The 18100-nt window shown below is 33.5% G+C and carries 19 protein-coding genes and 4 tRNA genes; 21 read left to right on the forward strand and 2 right to left on the reverse strand.

Annotated features, from left to right (window positions below; translation table 11 throughout):
• Nucleotides 1-99: 99 nt before the first annotated feature.
• The gene (locus tag ASG22_RS06815) at nt 100-432 is read left to right on the forward strand and encodes a hypothetical protein (protein ID WP_055982430.1); all 333 of its coding nucleotides are present in this window, start codon (nt 100-102) and stop codon (nt 430-432) included.
• Nucleotides 416-1201, forward strand: coding sequence for a TatD family hydrolase (locus ASG22_RS06820; protein ID WP_055982432.1), 786 nt, complete (start codon nt 416-418; stop codon nt 1199-1201). Before ASG22_RS06815 ends, ASG22_RS06820 begins: the two co-directional genes overlap by 17 nt.
• A 51-nt stretch (nt 1202-1252) precedes the next feature.
• Here the strand turns inward: ASG22_RS06820 and deoD are convergent, their stop codons facing one another.
• Entirely contained in the window at nt 1253-1963 is a 711-nt protein-coding gene (gene deoD, locus ASG22_RS06825; protein ID WP_055982434.1) for a purine-nucleoside phosphorylase, read from the reverse strand.
• Nucleotides 1964-2111: 148 nt separating this feature from the next.
• Here deoD and ASG22_RS06830 point away from each other — a divergent pair, with 148 nt between their 5' ends.
• The 19 genes from ASG22_RS06830 (at nt 2112) to ASG22_RS06910 (ending at nt 17495) form a co-directional block, all read left to right on the forward strand.
• On the forward strand, nt 2112-2747 hold the full coding sequence (locus ASG22_RS06830; RefSeq protein ID WP_238586868.1) for a hypothetical protein: 636 nt from the start codon (nt 2112-2114) through the stop codon (nt 2745-2747).
• A gap of 10 nt (nt 2748-2757) precedes the next feature.
• Entirely contained in the window at nt 2758-3891 is a 1134-nt protein-coding gene (locus ASG22_RS06835) for an AAA family ATPase (protein ID WP_055982435.1), read from the forward strand.
• Entirely contained in the window at nt 3864-4607 is a 744-nt protein-coding gene (locus tag ASG22_RS06840; RefSeq protein ID WP_055982437.1) for a hypothetical protein, read from the forward strand. The genes ASG22_RS06835 and ASG22_RS06840 overlap by 28 nt, the downstream gene beginning before the upstream one ends.
• Nucleotides 4598-6991 (forward strand): hypothetical protein, encoded by a 2394-nt coding sequence (locus tag ASG22_RS06845; protein WP_055982439.1) that lies wholly within the window; start codon nt 4598-4600, stop codon nt 6989-6991. Before ASG22_RS06840 ends, ASG22_RS06845 begins: the two co-directional genes overlap by 10 nt.
• A complete protein-coding gene (locus ASG22_RS06850; RefSeq protein ID WP_055982441.1) occupies nt 6975-8618 on the forward strand; it encodes a tripartite tricarboxylate transporter TctB family protein in 1644 nt (547 codons plus the stop codon). The genes ASG22_RS06845 and ASG22_RS06850 overlap by 17 nt, the downstream gene beginning before the upstream one ends.
• Nucleotides 8611-9627 (forward strand): hypothetical protein, encoded by a 1017-nt coding sequence (locus tag ASG22_RS06855; protein WP_055982443.1) that lies wholly within the window; start codon nt 8611-8613, stop codon nt 9625-9627. Before ASG22_RS06850 ends, ASG22_RS06855 begins: the two co-directional genes overlap by 8 nt.
• An 848-nt stretch (nt 9628-10475) precedes the next feature.
• Nucleotides 10476-10548 (forward strand) — tRNA-His (locus ASG22_RS06860).
• Between the two features lie 95 nt (nt 10549-10643).
• A tRNA-Ile gene (locus ASG22_RS06865) sits at nt 10644-10716 on the forward strand.
• Nucleotides 10717-10722: 6 nt separating this feature from the next.
• Nucleotides 10723-10794: transfer RNA gene (locus ASG22_RS20960), tRNA-Asp, on the forward strand.
• Nucleotides 10795-11637: 843 nt separating this feature from the next.
• Nucleotides 11638-11721: transfer RNA gene (locus tag ASG22_RS20965), tRNA-Tyr, on the forward strand.
• A gap of 119 nt (nt 11722-11840) precedes the next feature.
• The gene (locus tag ASG22_RS06870) at nt 11841-12149 is read left to right on the forward strand and encodes a hypothetical protein (protein ID WP_055982445.1); all 309 of its coding nucleotides are present in this window, start codon (nt 11841-11843) and stop codon (nt 12147-12149) included.
• Nucleotides 12150-12172: 23 nt separating this feature from the next.
• Entirely contained in the window at nt 12173-12658 is a 486-nt protein-coding gene (locus tag ASG22_RS06875; RefSeq protein ID WP_055982447.1) for a ribonuclease H-like YkuK family protein, read from the forward strand.
• Between the two features lie 88 nt (nt 12659-12746).
• On the forward strand, nt 12747-13523 hold the full coding sequence (locus ASG22_RS06880) for an ATP-grasp domain-containing protein (protein ID WP_055982449.1): 777 nt from the start codon (nt 12747-12749) through the stop codon (nt 13521-13523).
• A 12-nt stretch (nt 13524-13535) separates the two neighbouring features.
• Nucleotides 13536-13907 carry a cyclic-phosphate processing receiver domain-containing protein gene (locus tag ASG22_RS06885; protein ID WP_055982450.1) on the forward strand — a complete coding sequence of 124 codons (372 nt, stop codon included), beginning with the start codon at nt 13536-13538 and terminating at the stop codon, nt 13905-13907.
• Between the two features lie 3 nt (nt 13908-13910).
• Nucleotides 13911-14501 carry a DUF5565 family protein gene (locus tag ASG22_RS06890; RefSeq protein WP_055982452.1) on the forward strand — a complete coding sequence of 197 codons (591 nt, stop codon included), beginning with the start codon at nt 13911-13913 and terminating at the stop codon, nt 14499-14501.
• A 139-nt stretch (nt 14502-14640) separates the two neighbouring features.
• Nucleotides 14641-15585, forward strand: a complete 945-nt coding sequence (locus ASG22_RS06895; protein ID WP_055983461.1) for a peptidase — start codon at nt 14641-14643, stop codon at nt 15583-15585.
• 176 nt (nt 15586-15761) lie between these two features.
• Nucleotides 15762-16325 carry a metallophosphoesterase gene (locus ASG22_RS06900; RefSeq protein WP_055982455.1) on the forward strand — a complete coding sequence of 188 codons (564 nt, stop codon included), beginning with the start codon at nt 15762-15764 and terminating at the stop codon, nt 16323-16325.
• 48 nt (nt 16326-16373) lie between these two features.
• Nucleotides 16374-16919, forward strand: a complete 546-nt coding sequence (locus tag ASG22_RS06905; protein ID WP_055982456.1) for a 3'-5' exonuclease — start codon at nt 16374-16376, stop codon at nt 16917-16919.
• 27 nt (nt 16920-16946) lie between these two features.
• Complete coding sequence (locus ASG22_RS06910) at nt 16947-17495, forward strand: 3'-5' exonuclease (RefSeq protein ID WP_055982458.1); 549 nt, start codon at nt 16947-16949, stop codon at nt 17493-17495.
• Nucleotides 17496-17536: 41 nt separating this feature from the next.
• On the opposite strand, the gene ASG22_RS06915 is transcribed toward ASG22_RS06910, so the two are convergent.
• Complete coding sequence (locus ASG22_RS06915) at nt 17537-17998, reverse strand: VOC family protein (protein WP_055982460.1); 462 nt, start codon at nt 17996-17998, stop codon at nt 17537-17539.
• Between the last annotated feature and the right edge of the window lie 102 nt (nt 17999-18100).

An 18100-nucleotide genomic window follows, 5' to 3' on the forward strand; every position in this document is an offset into this window, starting at 1 on the left:
TGGAATTTTTAAAATATTTCTTTTTCTGCGTAAAAAGATTGCGCATTGTAATGATAATTTTGTCAACGTAAAATGTTTCTCCTTTAACTCTCAAATAATATGAAAAATCTATATAATAAAGGAACTTTCAGAAGCTTTGAATGGGGTGAAATCGGGCCTTATTTAAAGAAACATGGAAATAAGAAATGGAGGAGAACAGAAAAATCTGCAATAGAAGATCAGCTTAGAGAAACAACTAAATTTTTTAAACAGAGGAAAAAAAGACGAAAATTAATCTGGGTTAAAATCACTAGAGAAATCAACGGCAGAACAGATTCAGAATACAGAAGTTTTTATTCCGAGAAATCATTTAAAAGCTCAATAAGCCGAGCGCATATAACAAGATATTTTTTAATTAATAATAACAAAAATAAAAATGAACACCTATTTTGATATTGGTATCAATTTAACCAATAAACAATTTCATAATGAACATGAAGAAATCATCAATCGAGCTCTCGACAATGGAGTAGATCAGATGATTCTTACAGGAACAAGTATAAAAATAAGCAAAGAATCGGCTGAAATAGCAGAAAATTATCAGGATATTCTCTTCTCAACAGCGGGCATTCATCCTCACGATGCAAAATCTTTCAATAATGAAAGTATCAATGAATTAAGAAAACTTTTAAAACAAGATCACGTGGTTTCTGTTGGAGAATGCGGATTAGATTTCGATAGAGATTTTTCGCCCAGACCTATTCAGGAAAAATGTTACCGTGCTCAACTCGAATTGGCAATTGAAGTGAATAAACCACTTTTTCTTCATGAAAGATCGGCTTTTAAAAGGTTTAACGAAATTACAGATGAATATATTTCAAAACTTCTGAAAGCCGTTGTTCACTGTTTTACCGGAACTTTAGACGAAGCGAAAAATTATCTTGATAAAGGATTTTATTTAGGATTTACAGGCGCAATAAGTGATCAGAACAGATTCAAACATTTGGAAGAAGTCATTAAATATTTTCCGCTTGACAGAATAATGATCGAAACTGATGCACCTTTCATGCTTCCGAAAAATATGCCCCGAATGCAAAACCGCAGAAACGAGCCTTCATTTTTACCTTATGTTGCGCGAACAATTGCTGATATGAAGAAGATCACTATTTCTGAAGTAGCCGATAAAACCACAGCAGTCGCTATAAATTTTTTCATAATATAAAAAGAGCTCTACTGATAAAGTAAAGCTCTTTTTAGTTATAATATTTTATGATTACAAACTCTTAATCGCCGCTTCCAGTGCCAATTCCATCATTGGTTTCAATGCTGTTTCTCTTTGGTCGGCAGAAATTTTTTCGTGCGTAGGAATAATATCCGTTACCGTAAGAATAGTCGCTGCATTTTTTCCTAAATGTTTTGCATTGGCAAATAATCCGAATGCTTCCATTTCTACAGCGGGACAGTTATATTTAGTGGCAATTGTAGGAATAGCCGGATCTTTTCTGTAAAAAATATCACTACTGTGAACGTTGATTGCTTTAGTTTTTAAAGATAAATCTTCTGCAGTGGTATTGATTGTATCAAAAATATTTCCTTGGTGCGAAAGAATTTCATCTTCAATTTCCCATGCATATTTTGCGTACGTACTTTCACTCGCTGCCTGCTCAACATTCAGAATGTCAAAAGTTTTTAAATCTGTTGTGTAAGCACCACACGTTCCGATTCTGATGATCGTTTCAACTTCATATTCGGTGTACAATTCAAAAGAATAAATTCCGATACTCGGAAAGCCCATTCCGCTGGCGCCCACCGTGATTTCTTTACCTTTATATAGACCTGTATAATAGAAAATTCCTCTTGTTTTGCTTACCAGTTTTGCATTTCCAAGATAATTTTCAGCAATATACTGTGCACGAAGCGGATCTCCCGGCTGCAATACTACTTTGGCAATTTCTCCTTTTTCTGCACTAATGTGAATACTCATAATTTTATTTTCAATATGCAAAGATAACAATTATGTGAAAATGAGGAATCAATCCATTGTACTTATGAATTTTTTCATCATTTTTAATTAACGATTAACTTGTGACTCAAAATTGAAAATTCACAAATAATATTTCTATTTTTGTTAGATGATGGAAAGTAAATCCCCATTTTTAGACACGCTTTTTCTGCTTAGGAAGGATGAATGCATCACGATTTTCTCGGATTTAAAAGAAATTTCAAAAGGAGAAGAAAAAGATGCGGCAGATTATTTTGAATCCGAATTCGAAAAAGAGCGGCTGGAGTTTCTGTCAGATCAAATTATCTGTGATAAAGAAACAGCGGTTTGGGCAGCAAAAGTGATGTATCACAGTGTACAGTTATACTTAATACGGGAAAATACGGCGAAAAATTTAAGTACTTTAATTCCTGATTTTAAGGGCGAAAGAAATGTTTCATCTTTATTGTCAGCAGATTTATCATTACGGTTTTTACCACAAATCATCATGGCTTTACAGAGTGTTGATCCTGAGGATTCTTTAATTAAAATGCTGGAACAAATTTTAACACAGTTTCATTATTCAGGAATCGGATTTGATCTGAATTTGGATACAATTAATTGGGAAGAAGAATTAAAAGATAAAACATACAGAAAATTATACCTTGAAAGAATTGTAGAAAAGAAGGCGTATAAACTGGCAGAAATTCCTTACATCAATCATCTGTTGATGGCTGAGTTTAGAATGTATAAAGACCATTTCTGGAGAGAATTGAAAAAAATATAAAATAAAATTAATGACTCAAAATATCAATAAATTAAACACCGTCCTTAATTATGTAAAAGATACCTTCGTTGGTAAAAACGATGTCGTCGATTTATTGGGAATCTGTCTTTTGGCAAGGGAAAATGCATTTTTGTACGGACCTCCCGGAACTGCAAAATCGGCGATCGTAAGAACATTGGCAAAAACGGTGAGAGACGGGAAAAACTTCGAATATCTTTTAACCCGTTTTACCGAACCGAACGAGATATTCGGACCTTTTGATATCAGAAAATTAAAGGAAGGCGAATTGTTGACCAACACAGAAGGAATGATGCCGGAAGCATCGATGGTATTTCTTGACGAGATTTTCAATGCTAATTCTGCGATTCTGAATTCGCTTTTGATGGCTTTAAATGAAAAGATTTTCAAAAGAGGAAAAGAAACAAAAAATCTTCCTGCATTGATGTTCGTGGGAGCGAGTAACGTCCTTCCCGAAGATGAAGCTTTGAATGCATTGTTCGATCGTTTTTTAGTGAGAATTAATGTAGATTATGTACATCCGGATCTGCTTCAGCAGGTACTTTTGGCCGGAAGAAAAATGGAAAGTAATGTAGATACAGAGGTTCCTGAAATTCTTTCAAGTGAAATCAAAGAGCTTCAGAATTTGTGCAGAACAATTGATCTGAAATCGATTTATGAAGTATATTTAAATACAATTATCAGTCTCAGAAATACAGGAATTGCGATTTCCGACCGCCGAGCCGTAAAACTGCAGAATCTGATTGCTGCAAGTGCTTTAATTTGTGGGAGAAATGAAGCTATTCTTTCGGATCTTTGGGTATTAAAACATATTTGGGACACTGAAGAACAGATTGAAATTCTGGAAGGAATTATCAACAGAACAATTGAAAAAGACGACAGCAATCAGTCTCATCCACAGGCTTTACAGAACAAAACGCCGAATCCGGAGGAAGTAATGAAAGATGTGAAAATTTTGATTGATAAATGGGAAACAGGAAGTTTAAGTTTTGAAGAACAAAATGTGATCAAAGATAAATTACGATACCTGCAGACCCGTTGCGACTGGATTAGAAATCCTGAACAAAAACAATATATTCAACAGGAAATTGAAAGTTTATGGCAGAAAATCCTTCAGACCGTATAAAAGAATTCTGGGCAGAACTTCCACGAGCTGATGAAGATTTTCTGGGTGCAATTCGTGACTGGAAAAATGTTCAGATAGCAATAGATGATGGGGTTATATGGCTTAAAAATTTTACTGAAGAACAGTCTGTTTCCGCAGAAATTCAGCAGTTGCCTAATTTTTTGTTGTATGAATTGAGAGACGGATTGCTGTTTCAAAAAAATGCCTTGGTTCCGAGTAAAAAAGTGAGAACGGCTTTGCTGTGGACTCCGATTGATAAAGCATTAAAACTAACTTTTCCTGTTTCAAATAATAATTTCTTCAGAATTGATGAAAAAGTAAGAATTCAATTAAAACCAAGCGAAGACGAGCAGCCCGCAACCGCTTTGCTAAGTTCAATTTCTGAAATTAAAGATCAAATTATTGAGCTTCCGAAATTTAAACTTGAAAAAATCGACTGGATAGTCATTGATAATAATGCTTTGTTTTTGGGAACGCCTTTATTAAGCTTTCCTGGAAAAACATATTGGCTGAAAGACGCACATCTTTTGCCGACAGGTTTTGATTTTGAGTTTAAAAATGTAAGTATTTTGCTTCAAAAAACACACAATCAAGAACTTGATAAATGGCTTATATGGAATGAAGACGGAAGTTTTTTAAGTATTAATAAAGATAATTTCCGAAAACTGTCTTTAAGTTCATTTCGTCTGACTGAAAAATCGCAAGAATGGATGTAAAAGATTATTTTCAATCATACGAAGATTATTTCTGGGAATGGAAAACAGATGAAGATGTTCCCGATTCCTCCGGTTATAATGAAAACAACCTTATTTCGTTTCCGAATATTGGGGCTGTTGTTTATAGACCTTATTTGATTGAGATTTTAAAGGAACTTCAACTGATTGGGTTGCCAATTTTGAGTCCTCTTTTATTAGTTTTATATTCTACTAATGAAGGATATTTAGACCTTAGATGCGTCAAAAGAGGAATGAAACAAAATCCTCTGACATTGCAGAAATATGTTGGAGATTTGATAAATCCTGCATTTCAATTTTTAGAAAAATTACAATATTTACCAGATAATTATAAAAAGGGTAGAAATAGAATTCTTCTTTTGCAGACAATATTTACTCATACATTTGATAATGTTTCTATAAAACAATCGGAATATATCTTAAATGGGTATTTAAGAAATCCATACAAAATTGCTGATTCAGCACGAAAAGTGAAAATTAGTGTTGGTACTTTTTCTAAAGATGTAAGAATCCTGGCTAATCTGAATAGTGAATTCCCAACCACAGAATCCATCATTGAGACAATGAAAGGAATCGTCGATATTCCCGAATTGAAAGACGAAGTTGTACAGGAAGAAACTACCATTGAAACCGACAAAGATTTTGTTCAGCAATTAATTGAAGAACCAAAAACTTTTCAGGTCGGAAGTTTAATTAAACGAATCTGGAGTGGTCTAAAAATCCCGATGCGCCATCTTTCTCCCGGTGAACAGCCGATTGGCGGAGTTTCTGATATGACCAACAAAGGCGATTTGCACCGAATGCTTTTGTCGGAATTTGCCAATGAAGATGAGGTTTTCATGAACCGTGTTGCGAATAATGAAGCATTGTATATTCAGCGTGAAATTCCGCCGGAGGAAAATATTTTTGAGAGAATTATTTTAATTGATACATCTTTAAAAAACTGGGGAACTCCGAAAGTTTTGTCATTTGCATCGGCGATTGCAGTCATTAAACATCCAAAAGCACATTCCGAATGTAAAGTTTTTGCGTTGGGACAAACCAATGTTCCAATTTCTTTGAGCAAGATGGAAGAAGTGGTTGAAAATTTAAACCAGGTAAGTTCGGTGTTGGAAGTTTCGCAAGCGCTCAAAAAGTTTTTCAATGAAAAACACACGGAAAAAGATCTGGAAGTTTTTTTCATCACCAATCAGGAAAATTTAGAAAATCAGAATGTTCAGAAAATCATTCATGAAAACAGAGACCGCCTGAAATTTTTGGTCACTACTTCTGCAACTGGTGAACTTAATTTTTACAAACATCATAATGGAACGAGAAAGCACATTCAGAAAATTGTACTTCCTTTAAAAGAATTGTGGGCAAACCCGCCTCAAAAGAAACAAGAAAAGCAAGATAACTCCGCTAATAGTAAAAAAGCTGATCTTCCGCTTAATTATCCATTGTTATTTCCTACGCCCTTACATCGTATTGCAACCTTTTTGTATGAAGGTGAATTTTTTATTTTAAGCAATAAAAAACAGTTACTCAAGACCTATTTATCATCAAACTATTATGACAGAAATCACTACGACCACTTTAAAATTCATCGTGGATGCGAAGTTTTATTTGAAGATATTTCTATAAAGCCAAAAGGAAAATTTGCATTAGCGAGAAACAGGCAACAGCACTATATTCTTTGTCAATTTGATGGGGATAAGCATATCATTTCAAAACTGAATCTGAATACAAAAGAATATTCTGAACTGAATCTGACAGGGAAAAATATTCCTTATAAATCTGAATTAATTTATTTTAATAAATATTTTTATCTTTTAAATGATGATGAAAAGATTTATTCATTTAACATCGAGGGAAATATTTCTTCGGAATATGTAATTAATGAAAACATAATTTCAAAACATCATTCAAAAGTTAAGATAGAATTAGATAAACTCAATAAAAGTGGAATTACTATTTTAAGCAATTTCAATAAAATAGGAATCAACACACAGAATAATCTGGTAATTTCGGGGAACGAACTTATTACTGGAGAAGATCCTTCACTGAAATTGCATAAAAACAGATATGATATTACGCTTTTTGCTTATCAGAATAAAAACCGTTTTATCTTTTCAGACGGAAGTGAAATCATTACCGACACTCGTGGAATGCTAACTTTTAAAAGCAGTAACAACAGTATTCCGACTTTCTACATTCCGTCAACGGTCTACGGCAATCTTTCGATTTCTAGCAATGCGGAATTTGGCGGCTCAGAATATTATCTGCCTGAAAGTTCTTTATTGAAATTAAAAAAAATAAAAGAAATGTACTCTGAGTATTTAAGAGCATTTATCGATATAATTTTGGAGTATGCAGTTGATAATTAAACCTTTTCCGAAAAATAATTATCCTAAAAAAGGACTTTTAATAAAGGGGTCTTCACCTTTGACGTGGCTTCGGGAGATGGAAATATTGGGAATTGATTTAAGCAGTGTAAAATCTTTCCCGATTCCTTCTAATGAACCGAATGTGTTGTATGGCTGTTTTTTGATTTTTTCGGATCTTGCTCCAAACGAAATTGGAAGAAATGCTTATTTCCAATGTGTTGATGATACATTATTCATTCCTGAAAATACTACTTTTTATCCTAAAATAAATCCCGAAGACTGGCAAAATATCGATGCTGAATTTCTTATTATGCATCCTGATTTTGGTTTGGTGAAATTAAATGAAGAAATAAATTGGCTTTCAATTATTCAAGACCCTGAACAGTCTCAGGAAAAAATTCGGAAACCTTCAAATGGAGTGAAAATTCCTCAGAAAATCGAAAGTTACACCGTAGAAATCGATGAAGAGAAGATTCTTGAAGAACTTCAAAAGCCACAGACAGAAGAGGAATGGATGAAAACTTTGCCTTTCGATATGAAAAAAGTATTGGCAGGCAACAAAAAGGAAATTGAAAAGTATTTAGAATACATAGAAAAATATCCCGAAAGAGCGGTTGAGCAAGGAGTTCCGCTGGATGTAATGGGCACTTCGAGAGGTGATGGTTTTGGAAAATTTAAATTTGGCGTCAGTTGGCTTGATAATTTGTTCGGTAGATTTTCTGGAAACAATGCAGAAAATTCAAAGAAGAGAGATTATCGATGGCTTTTGCTTGCTTTTTTTATCATTGTTGCGATTGCAAGGATAAGTTTTAGTTCAAATAAAATTAATTCTGATTCTAAAAATTTAGCTAATAATAATTCTCCTGCCTCATTGGCTTTTGCGTCAGGAATTACTGAGATCGATATAAAAATTGATTCGATGTATCGAAAGGAAAGAGGAAAGCTGATCAATGATTATGAACTTGCCAATTCAAAATATTCACAAAAGAAATCGATAAATGATGTTGAAAAAGAGGTGGATAGATTTAGGATAAAGGAAAAAAAGTCTAGAGATTCTCTGAAAACAATTTATAAAGATAAAATTTCAAAACAAATTAAAGAAAAATCTAAAACCTATCATAAAAAAATATCAGATTCTCTAAGAAAACGCAATAGGGGTAAACCTGCCGACAGTGCTACTGTGAAAAGTATCTGGAATAGAAAGCAAGTATTAATGATCGATTCTTTAGGCAAATTATATGGAACGTTCGATATACCTACTGATCCTTCGGTAGTTTCCAATAAAAAAATAAATGAGGGCAGTTTTTCTGAAAACTCATATTCTGAAAAAGATGTTTCAATTTCAGAAATTATCTGGCTGTTGATTTTTATGATGGGTTCTGTGGGAATCTATTTATTTTTTTTCAGGAAAAGAGCTCTGAATATCGGAGGAGATAATGTTCCCTCGGGAATCAAGGTTTTTCTGATGATGGTTCTGGTTGGTTTACTGGCTTATATTTTCTATCCTCTCATCACAATGTTCGGCTACAACTGGTTTGTCTGGATGTTGATTATTGGTGTTATATTCCTTCTTTACCGTTTGTTCAGTGAAGATAAAACTATTTTAAAAACTGATAAAGATGAATAAGCAGAAATTTATAGACAAATTCATGGCGGCATTTTTTATTCTGGTGATCATCAAAGTCATCGGAATTTTGGCGCAGCTCTTTCATCAGAGTTTTTGGAGTGTTATCGGGACATTATTCATTTTTGCCATCGTTGCTTTCATCATTTTTGCGGTGATTATCCGTCTGGAGAGTAAAGAAAAAGCAGGAAATTCTCTGGGAAGAAAAAATGGTGGCGGAAATTTCTACGTTGAATCTTCACTTTTCGATAAAATCAGAAATAAGTACGAAGGATTAGCTGAAAAATATATCGCCGAAAAAGATTACAGAAAAGCGGCAAAAGTGTATATGAATCTGCTTCAGGACAATTATCGTGGAGCGAAAACTCTGGAAGATGGTGGTTTGTATAATGAAGCTGCTGCAGTTTATCTTAAAAAATTAAATAATAAATCGGAAGCCGCTAACTGTTTTGAAAAAGCGAAACAATACAAAAAAGCCATCGATCTTTATAAGGAATTGGAACAAAAAGAAAAAGTAGGGGATTTGTACAGACAAATTAATGATGTTAAAAATGCAAATGCCTATTATCAAATGGTTGTAGACGATTTTGTAACCAACAGTCAGATGGTAAAAGCTTCTTTGATTTACCGTAAAAAAATGGAAATTCCAGACGAGGCTCAGAAAATTTTACTGAAAGGCTGGGAAGAAGATAAAGATGCTTTTAATTGTCTGAACAATTATTTTACGAATATTTTTGATGTTAAAAAATTGGAGTTGGAAATTCAGAATCTATATCAGAAAGTTCCTGATTATAAGAAGATCACTTATCTCGAGGCGATGAAGCATGAGTTTAAAAAAGATCCGAAACTTCAGTCAACGACCAGAACTATTGCTTATGAAATTATCTCTGAAAAAATAGCCACCCGTTCCGAAATTGTAAATGAATTAAAACATTTCAATCCTGATGATGAGGTAATTTTGAAGGATATTTCAAGGTATAAGACTGGGAGAAATAGGATGTTTAGGAATTGAATATATTCATAATGTTTGTCATGACGAACTGTAGGTTAAGCAATCTAAATTAAAGTTCTTTTTTAGATGAGATTGCTTCATCACTACGTTTCTCGCAATGACGAAATGTAAAACTTTTAAGAAAAATATTTATCTTTGCTCCAATATAATTATGACAATACAAAGAGCACATATCAGTTTAAATCTATGCGATCGCCCTGTACTAAAGGGATCGTTTGGATATGAATGGATGATATGGAATGAGGCAAAATGTGCTTACTTTGGAAATTATTTACTGTAACTCGTAAAAATTTAATCAAAATACTGCAGAAACGCCTCGATTATCGGGGCGTTTTTTGTGTTTTTAAGGCAGAAATTATTTAGAATGAAAAAAAATAATCATAAAAGTGAAAATTATTTAATCAACAATGAAAAATTAATAAGAAAATAGAACGTGATAAGTAACCCGATGAGAGACAGTCATTTAGTTATTAAAAGTATCTGCAAGGCATTGCGGACAGAAATTCTCTATTCTAAATTTTAAATTTAATTTATTGATTTTCAGTTAGTTGATTGAAAAATAAATTTGTGAGTTTAAAAAATACGTCCTTACTTTGCAACCGAAAATTAAGAACAACACGTTTTTACTCTTTTTCAAAAAAACAATTTTAACATAACAAGAATATAATGAAACATTTACATAACATATCTAATCAGTATTCAAGACAACACGGACAAGAGCCGATGGGATTTGTATGTATTCTTGATAGTGAATTTGTGGATAAAAGGTGCTTATATAAATGGGTCAGCTAATATAGCGACACCTCTAAAAATATAAAGCGCCTCCCGAAAAGAGGCGCTTTTTTTATGGTTTCTTTAGCTTATTTGGTAAAGTGTCGGTCTGTGGAACCGAAGAACAGGGTTCGATCCCCGGAGAAACCCCAAAATACGAATGGTTAATAGTGAATTTTGTTTCACAAGTAATTTTAAAAATTGACAAGCAAAGCGCATTGACAATTGACCATTTACAATAAAACAATCTCATAGCTCAATGGTTGGAGCATCGGTCTGATACGCAGAAGGTTGAAGGTTCGAGTCCTTCTGGGATTACAAAAAGATCTATTGAGGTAATGGCTAACCTGCCTGACTGTCGCTCAGGCACTGCGAGTTCGATTCTCGCATAGACCGCAAAGATTCACGGAAAATCTCCGATCCGACTGTCTCTCGGAAAAGAATTTTGAAGTGAATCTGCAAACTGGAAAGATAACGGTGGTTGTTTACCCGTCTTGGACGCGGGAGGTCGCAAGTTCGAAATGTAAAACATTCATGAATACCTTTATAAGAATAAAAAAGAACAATGAACAATCTTGCTTTCCAGACGAAAAAAGTGAATATTCAAAGGTGAATTTTGTTTCGCAGGTGAAATTTTAAAAAATTGACAAGCGAAGCGAATTGACAATTGAATATTCACACAAAATTAATTGTTTCGAAAGAGAAAAGAAAAGGTTTGTCGAGAGCAGAAGATCTTACAAAACACAATATAGACAGGCTTTTTTTTAACTCAAAAGAAGTAAACATGAAGATGAAAATTAATGAGTAGACATTATGTATAAATTTTAGGTAAAATAAAGCTTGTCAAAGCGCAGAAGTTCTTACATCAATAAAAATTAAGATAGGCTTTATTTTTTAGAATAGAATTTAAAGGTTAGAAATTAGAAGTTAGTTTAAAAATTACTTATTACTAATCGTTTATGACTCATGAAAACGATGGTTCGCCGAAGTGGAAGAGTCGGGGCGGTTTGCAAAACCGTTGTGAAAACTGAGTGGGTTTGAATCCCATAACCATCTCAAATAACTAAAATGAGATTAGTTCCGAAGAAAAAATAAAAGTTTGTCGAGCGTAGAAGTTCTTATATCAAACTAAAAATTAAAGACAGGCTTTGTTTTTCTTCACAAAAATTAAAAGTTAAGAATTGGAAAATTAGTATGAAATATTACTCATTACCAATTACTTATTACTCATGAAAAAAGGGAAGTACGCCGAAGTTGGAGAGTCGGGGCAGACTGTAAATCTGTTGCTTTATTGCTGAGTAGGTTCAAATCCTACTACTTCCACAAACCGCTGATAATGTAATGGCAGCATGCAGGAAATGTACTCTTGTTGTTCGGGTTCGACTCCCGGTCAGATGGTCAAATGACATATTAATCAATTAATAACCTTAAAATTAATAACCATGAAAGATACTCTTAAATTAATAGGATTGGCAGTAGTTTCCATGGGAGCCGTAGCCAGAAGCTGTGTGAAAACAGGCGCAAGAGTTGCGGAATTTTCTGAACCGATGCTTATGGAAACACGTTATATGAAAAACGCAGGGACATTAGAAAGAGAAGGAGTAACGGCAACTGATGCATTGAAAGGTTTGAAAACAACGAAAGATGCAGTTGATATTACGGATGCAGTAGGAAAATTAAATGAAATTAATGAAAAAGACACAATCAAAAATGTTAAACAAAAGAAAGCCAAAAAAAGAATGAAAAGGTAGCTTTCACTAAAACACTTGAAAAAATGGAAACGCAACAACAAAAATGGCAAAACATGACGGGAAAAATTTTCCAACATTCTATCACACAGTTGGTAGAAGAAGCCATCATCCACGAAAAGGCAAATGGACACCGACTGAAAGTATGTGTGGGTTCAGACTCCCACGTTTACGGTGATGCCATCAATTATGCTACGGCAGTTGTCTTTATTCGTGAGGGAAAAGGAGCGTTTACCTTTATTAGAAAAGAAAGAGAAATTCAGAAGATCAGTATCAAAGAGCGAATGCTGAACGAGGTGAACAAATCCGTAGAAATCGCTTATGCAATTTGCTCTATTCTGGAAACGTATGATGTGGAAATGGAGGTACACGCAGATATTAACACCGATCCGGAATTCAAATCCAATGTAGCTTTGAGAGACGCAATGGGATATATTCTGGGAATGGGATATGTGTTTAAAGCAAAACCTTATGCATTTGCGAGTTCAAATTGTGCTGATATGATGGTGTAATAAAGCTGGAACTGGAAGGTTTTTAGCATTATGAATATTAACTTCCAGCTTCAATCCAAAAAATAGAAACCTTAAAAAACAAGTAACCATGTATTTTTTAATTCAAGCTAATGTGTATTTAGATCCCGATCATTACAAAATTTTTGATGCTTTGGAAGAATTAAGTATTGATTACAGCGTAATTAATATTTCTCCAACTGCTGAAAAAATCGACTTCGAAACAGAGCGAAAAGATGTTTTCGTCTATGGTTCAGTGACGATTGCAAGATTGGCAAAACAAAATATCGATTGGTCTCCCGGTTCTTTTTACGGAGGTAATCATTTGTATGAAGTGTATTCCAAATATTATGTTGAAAACCTTTTGAATCATAAAGTTTCCATACACAAAATTTCAGATGAATTGATTTGGAAGAAGGATGAATTAAAATTCATTAAACCTTACAATGAAGCGAAAATTTTTACAGGAAAAGTTTTCAATGAAACAGAATGGAAAGATTTTGTTTTTGAAGCCTTGGAAAATCAGGTTAACAGAATTAATGAAGATTCTTTAGTTCAGATTTCAGAAGCAAAGCGAACAGTAAAAGAAGCTAGAATATGGATTGTTGGCGGACAAATTATCGATGCAGGATATTATAAATTTAATGATAATGCTCCTTTCGAAGAAAATGTTTCACAAGACGGATTGAATTTTGCCAATGAAATGATTCAACTTTTTAATCTTGAAGAAGCTTTTGTAATGGATATTTGTTTAACCGATGAAGGCTGGAAAATTGTTGAAATCAACTGTATCAACAGTTCAGGATTTTATCCAAATACAAACGTGAAAAGTATTATCAAAGCTTTGAATATTTACTTTTCCAATTAAAAAATTAAAGCAATGGAACTTACAAAAAGGTTATTGTTTCTGGATGATATTAGATATCCGATTGAAGTATATCATTATATCAAACAGGAGATTTTCCTCAGAAAAGACTGGCATATCGTTCGGAATTACGAGCAGTTTGTCAACAGAATTTTGGAAAAAGGATTTCCCGAAATGATCTCTTTTGACCACGACCTTGCCGATGAACATTATTTAGAACCGAATTCTCAGGAATTTGTCGAAAAGACAGGCTACGATTGTGCGAAATGGCTGGTAAAATATTGTATGAATAACTATTTAGACTTACCAAAATTCTATTGTCATTCAATGAATCCGGTTGGAAAGCAAAATATTGAAAGCCTTTTAAGGAATTTTAAAAACTACTAAAAAATGAAAAAAATAAGTACATTATTCAAAAAAGATATAAATAATTTAGGAAGAGTTATTAACGAAATTAATCCTGAAAACAACTGGGTTTTTGATGGGAAAGCGATTGCTACACAAAAGTTTGATGGTTCTGCATGTGCAGTGATCAACGGTAAATTATTCAAAAGATACGATGCGAAGAAAGGAAAAACAGCTCCTGTAGGTGCAATTCCATGTCAGGAAGCAGATCTTATGACCGGTCATCATCCGCATTGGGTAGCGTGTAATATTGATAAAAAAGAAGATCAATACTTTTGGGAAGGCTTCAACGCTTTGGCTGAATTGGGTAAGGTGGAAGATGGAACGTACGAGCTCATTGGTGAGAAAATACAAGGAAATCCTGAAAATATCAAAGGTCATTTATTGGTAAAACATGGAAATAATATTCTTAGTTTAGAGAGTTTGGATTTTGAATGGATCAAAAACTTTTTGAGCAATCCTGAGAATAATATGGAAGGTATCGTTTTCCATCATATTGCTGACAACCGTATGTGTAAGATCAGAAAATCTGACTTTGGTGTACGTAGAAAATCAGCAAAAGAAGGTATTGTTTAAAATAAAGATTAAGTTTCGGTAATTTATTATCGAAACTTTTTACGTGTTAAATTGAACCACATAATTTTATATTGAGTTTGTCATTCGGTAAGAATCTTAGTATCAAAAATAGAAAGTGGTTAATAAAAAATTAGAAAAAATGTTACAAGCAGAAATAAAAAGTCTTTTGAAAGAAGACATCAGTATATTAATAAAAGTACCCAACTCGGCAAAGCATTATCTGTGTGATTGCGGGGAAGCGAGTTTGTTGACGGTGAAAGAAGTTCAAGCTGTTTCGGCGGTATTCATCAGTCATACTCATATTGATCATTTTTCAAATTTTGATGGAATTTTCAGACATCAGATCGGAAGCGGAGATAAAATTGTGATTTGTGGACCGAAAAATATTTATCAACAAGTTGAAGCAAGATTAAAATCTTACACTTGGAATTTAATTGATGAGAATGCGATTGAATACGAAATCAGAGAAATTGTTTCAAAAGAAGAAATCAATGTGTATAAACTTCTTCCGCCATATTGGAATATTGAATTCATTAAAACTCAAAATTTTCTTTTTGAAGACGAATATGTGAATGTTGACTTTGCGATTTTGGATCATAAAACAGATTCTATCGCTTATTTATTCAAAGAAAAAGATACAGTAACTTTCAATGAAAACGGTTCGGAATTCAAAAAAGGAAAATGGATCAGCGAGTTGAAAACAGCTTTTGAAAATAATGATTCCGACAAAGAAATTGAGGTTGAAGGAACGATTTACAAAGCTGCAGATTTATTTCATTTATTGACAAAAAATGCAGGCTATAAATTAGGAATCATTATGGATCATGCCGTTTGTGAAGACAATTATGAAAAGATAAAAACAGTTTTCAAAAAAGCGGATATGATGTATATCGAGACGTTTTATAAAGATGAAGATCAGGAATTTGCAAAAATAAATTATCACAGTTATGCCTCTGCATCGGGGAAAATAATGAATGAATGTAATGTGAAAGAGGCAATACCGATTCACTTTTCAAGAAGATATGTGGAAAGTGATAAACTGGAAATTGAAACGGCTTTTTATAAAGCATTTCAGGGAAATTAAATTAAAAATCAACAGTGAAAGTTACCTGAGATTTTAACACTTAAGTTTTTGAAAATCTTTGATTTTCTTCTGATGTGAACTAAATGTTTTCAAACTATTAAACTTTAAAAACTAATATGTTCTTAAGTGTTAAAAAAATCTTTTGCGATTAAATAACAATTATTAAAACAAAAAAAATGAAGCCAAACATATTTTTTACAGCAGACCACCATTTTGGTCATGAAAATATTATAAAATTCTCCGAAAGACCTTTTGAGTCTTTGGAACAGATGAATGAAGAACTCATCAAAAGATGGAATGAAAGAATCGGCAAGGACGATACTGTTTACTATTTGGGCGATATGAGTTTAGGCAAACCTGATTTCACGAAAGAAATTTTAGATCGATTAAACGGAAATATCCATTTAATAAAAGGAAATCATGAAGGTGCGGCATTGACTTATCCTAAACGATTTGCTTCGATCAGAGATTATCATGAATTGAGAATCGATGAACATGAAAATAGTAATGGCAAACAAAAAATCATTCTTTTTCATTACGCCATGAGAACCTGGAACGGTTCGCATCGAGGAGTTTGGCAGCTCTACGGACATTCGCACGGTACTTTGTCCGATGACGAAATGGCTCTAAGCATCGATGTCGGAGTAGATTGTCACAATTTTTATCCGGTTTCTTACGAAGAAGTGAAGGATTTGATGAAAAAGAAAAAATGGACGCCGCCGTTTGCGCCAAGAAATTAATTGAGTGATATATTTTGAAAATCATTCATCAATTAATGTAAACAAATTATGAAAACAACAAACAAGATATTAGTCGTCGATATAGAAGCCACCTGTTGGGAAAATGACAGAATTCCTATCGGTCAAAAAGTCGACATTATAGAAATAGGAATTTGCGAACTGGATAGGGCAACCAACGAAATATCCAATAAACAAAGCATCTATGTAATCCCTGAAAGATCGAAAATAAGCAGATTCTGTACAGATCTTACAGGAATTACGCCGCGACTGATTAAAGAAAAAGGAATTCATTTTGAAGAAGCCTGTGAAAAAATTAGAGATGAATATGACTCGTCTTCTCTTATTTGGGCCGGTTTTGGGGAATTCGATAAAGAACAGATCATGCAGCAGTGTGATTATTTCGGAATCGAAAATCCTTTCTCGGAAAATTACCTGAATATTATGAATCAATTCAAACATTATAATGGACTTCATAAAATGATGGGTTTAAAAAGAGCGTTGAAATTCCTGAATATGGATTTTGAAGGAAATCATCACAGCGGAGCAGACGATGCTTACAATGCCGCCAAAATTTTAAGGGAGATTTTGCGGTAAATTACTAACAATAAACAATTTAAAGAAGTGAAAACAACAGACAATATATTAATTATAGACCTCGAAGCTACGTGTTGGGATGACCACCCGCCAAGAGGTCAGGAAAGTGAAATCATAGAAATCGGAGTTTGTATTATGGATGCAAAAACCGGTAAGATTTCCAAAAATGAAGGAATTTTGGTGAAACCTCAATACTCGAAAGTGAGTCCGTTTTGTACGGAGCTGACCTCCATTACGCAACAAATGCTTGATGAAGAAGGGATTTTGCTGGAAGATGCATTAGATATTCTCAGAGCGGAATATGATTCTGAAGACCTGACTTGGGCGAGTTACGGAAACTACGATCTAAATATGCTTCAAAATCAGGCGAGAAGATTTAATATCGATTATCCTTTGAGTGATGATCATATTAATGTGAAAACGTTATTCGGGCAAATGCATCCGACTGTTCGTAAAAGTGTTGGCATGGCAAGAGCTTTAGGCGAACTGAATTTTACGCTTGAAGGCACGCATCACAGAGGTGTAGATGATGCTAAAAATATTGCAAAAATTTTGCATTGGTGCTTACAACAATAATGTAACGATTTAGTAATCTGAAATATGACAATGACTCCCTTTCAATAAGGGAGTTTTTTATTTTTCTTCAGCCATTCTTCATAGGAAAGTACACCCAATTCAGGTTTTCCTTCGCCTTCTAAAATTGAGATGAATTCCAGTTGATTTCCATCAGGATCATTAAAATAAATCGCCAAGGCAGGCATCCATGCAAAAACCATGGGCTGAACTGATTCATTTTTAAGAAAATTGTAAGGCTTTAAGTTTTTATTTTTCAGAAAATCAACAGAATAATTCAGAATATCTTCTTTATCTGCTGTAAAGGCAAAATGTCTCGTCTGCAAATTTTCTTTCTGTTCCCACAAACCTAACATGGATTCTTTATTTTTTCCGATCCATAGAAAAGCAATCGGGCGAGTTTCATCTTTATGAGCGAATTCCAATCCTAAAATTTCAGTGTAAAATTGAATTGCATTTTCCAAGTTGCCTACCTGAACGTGAGTTTCATATAATCCTTTAATCATCGTTTAAAATTTTAATGAAACAAAACTATATAAAGGATTTTCAAAAACTCCCAATTCCCAATTCCTTTATATAAAATGAGTAATAGATAGATTTTATAGTTT

Source organism: Chryseobacterium sp. Leaf405 (genome assembly GCF_001425355.1).
Lineage (GTDB): Bacteria > Bacteroidota > Bacteroidia > Flavobacteriales > Weeksellaceae > Chryseobacterium.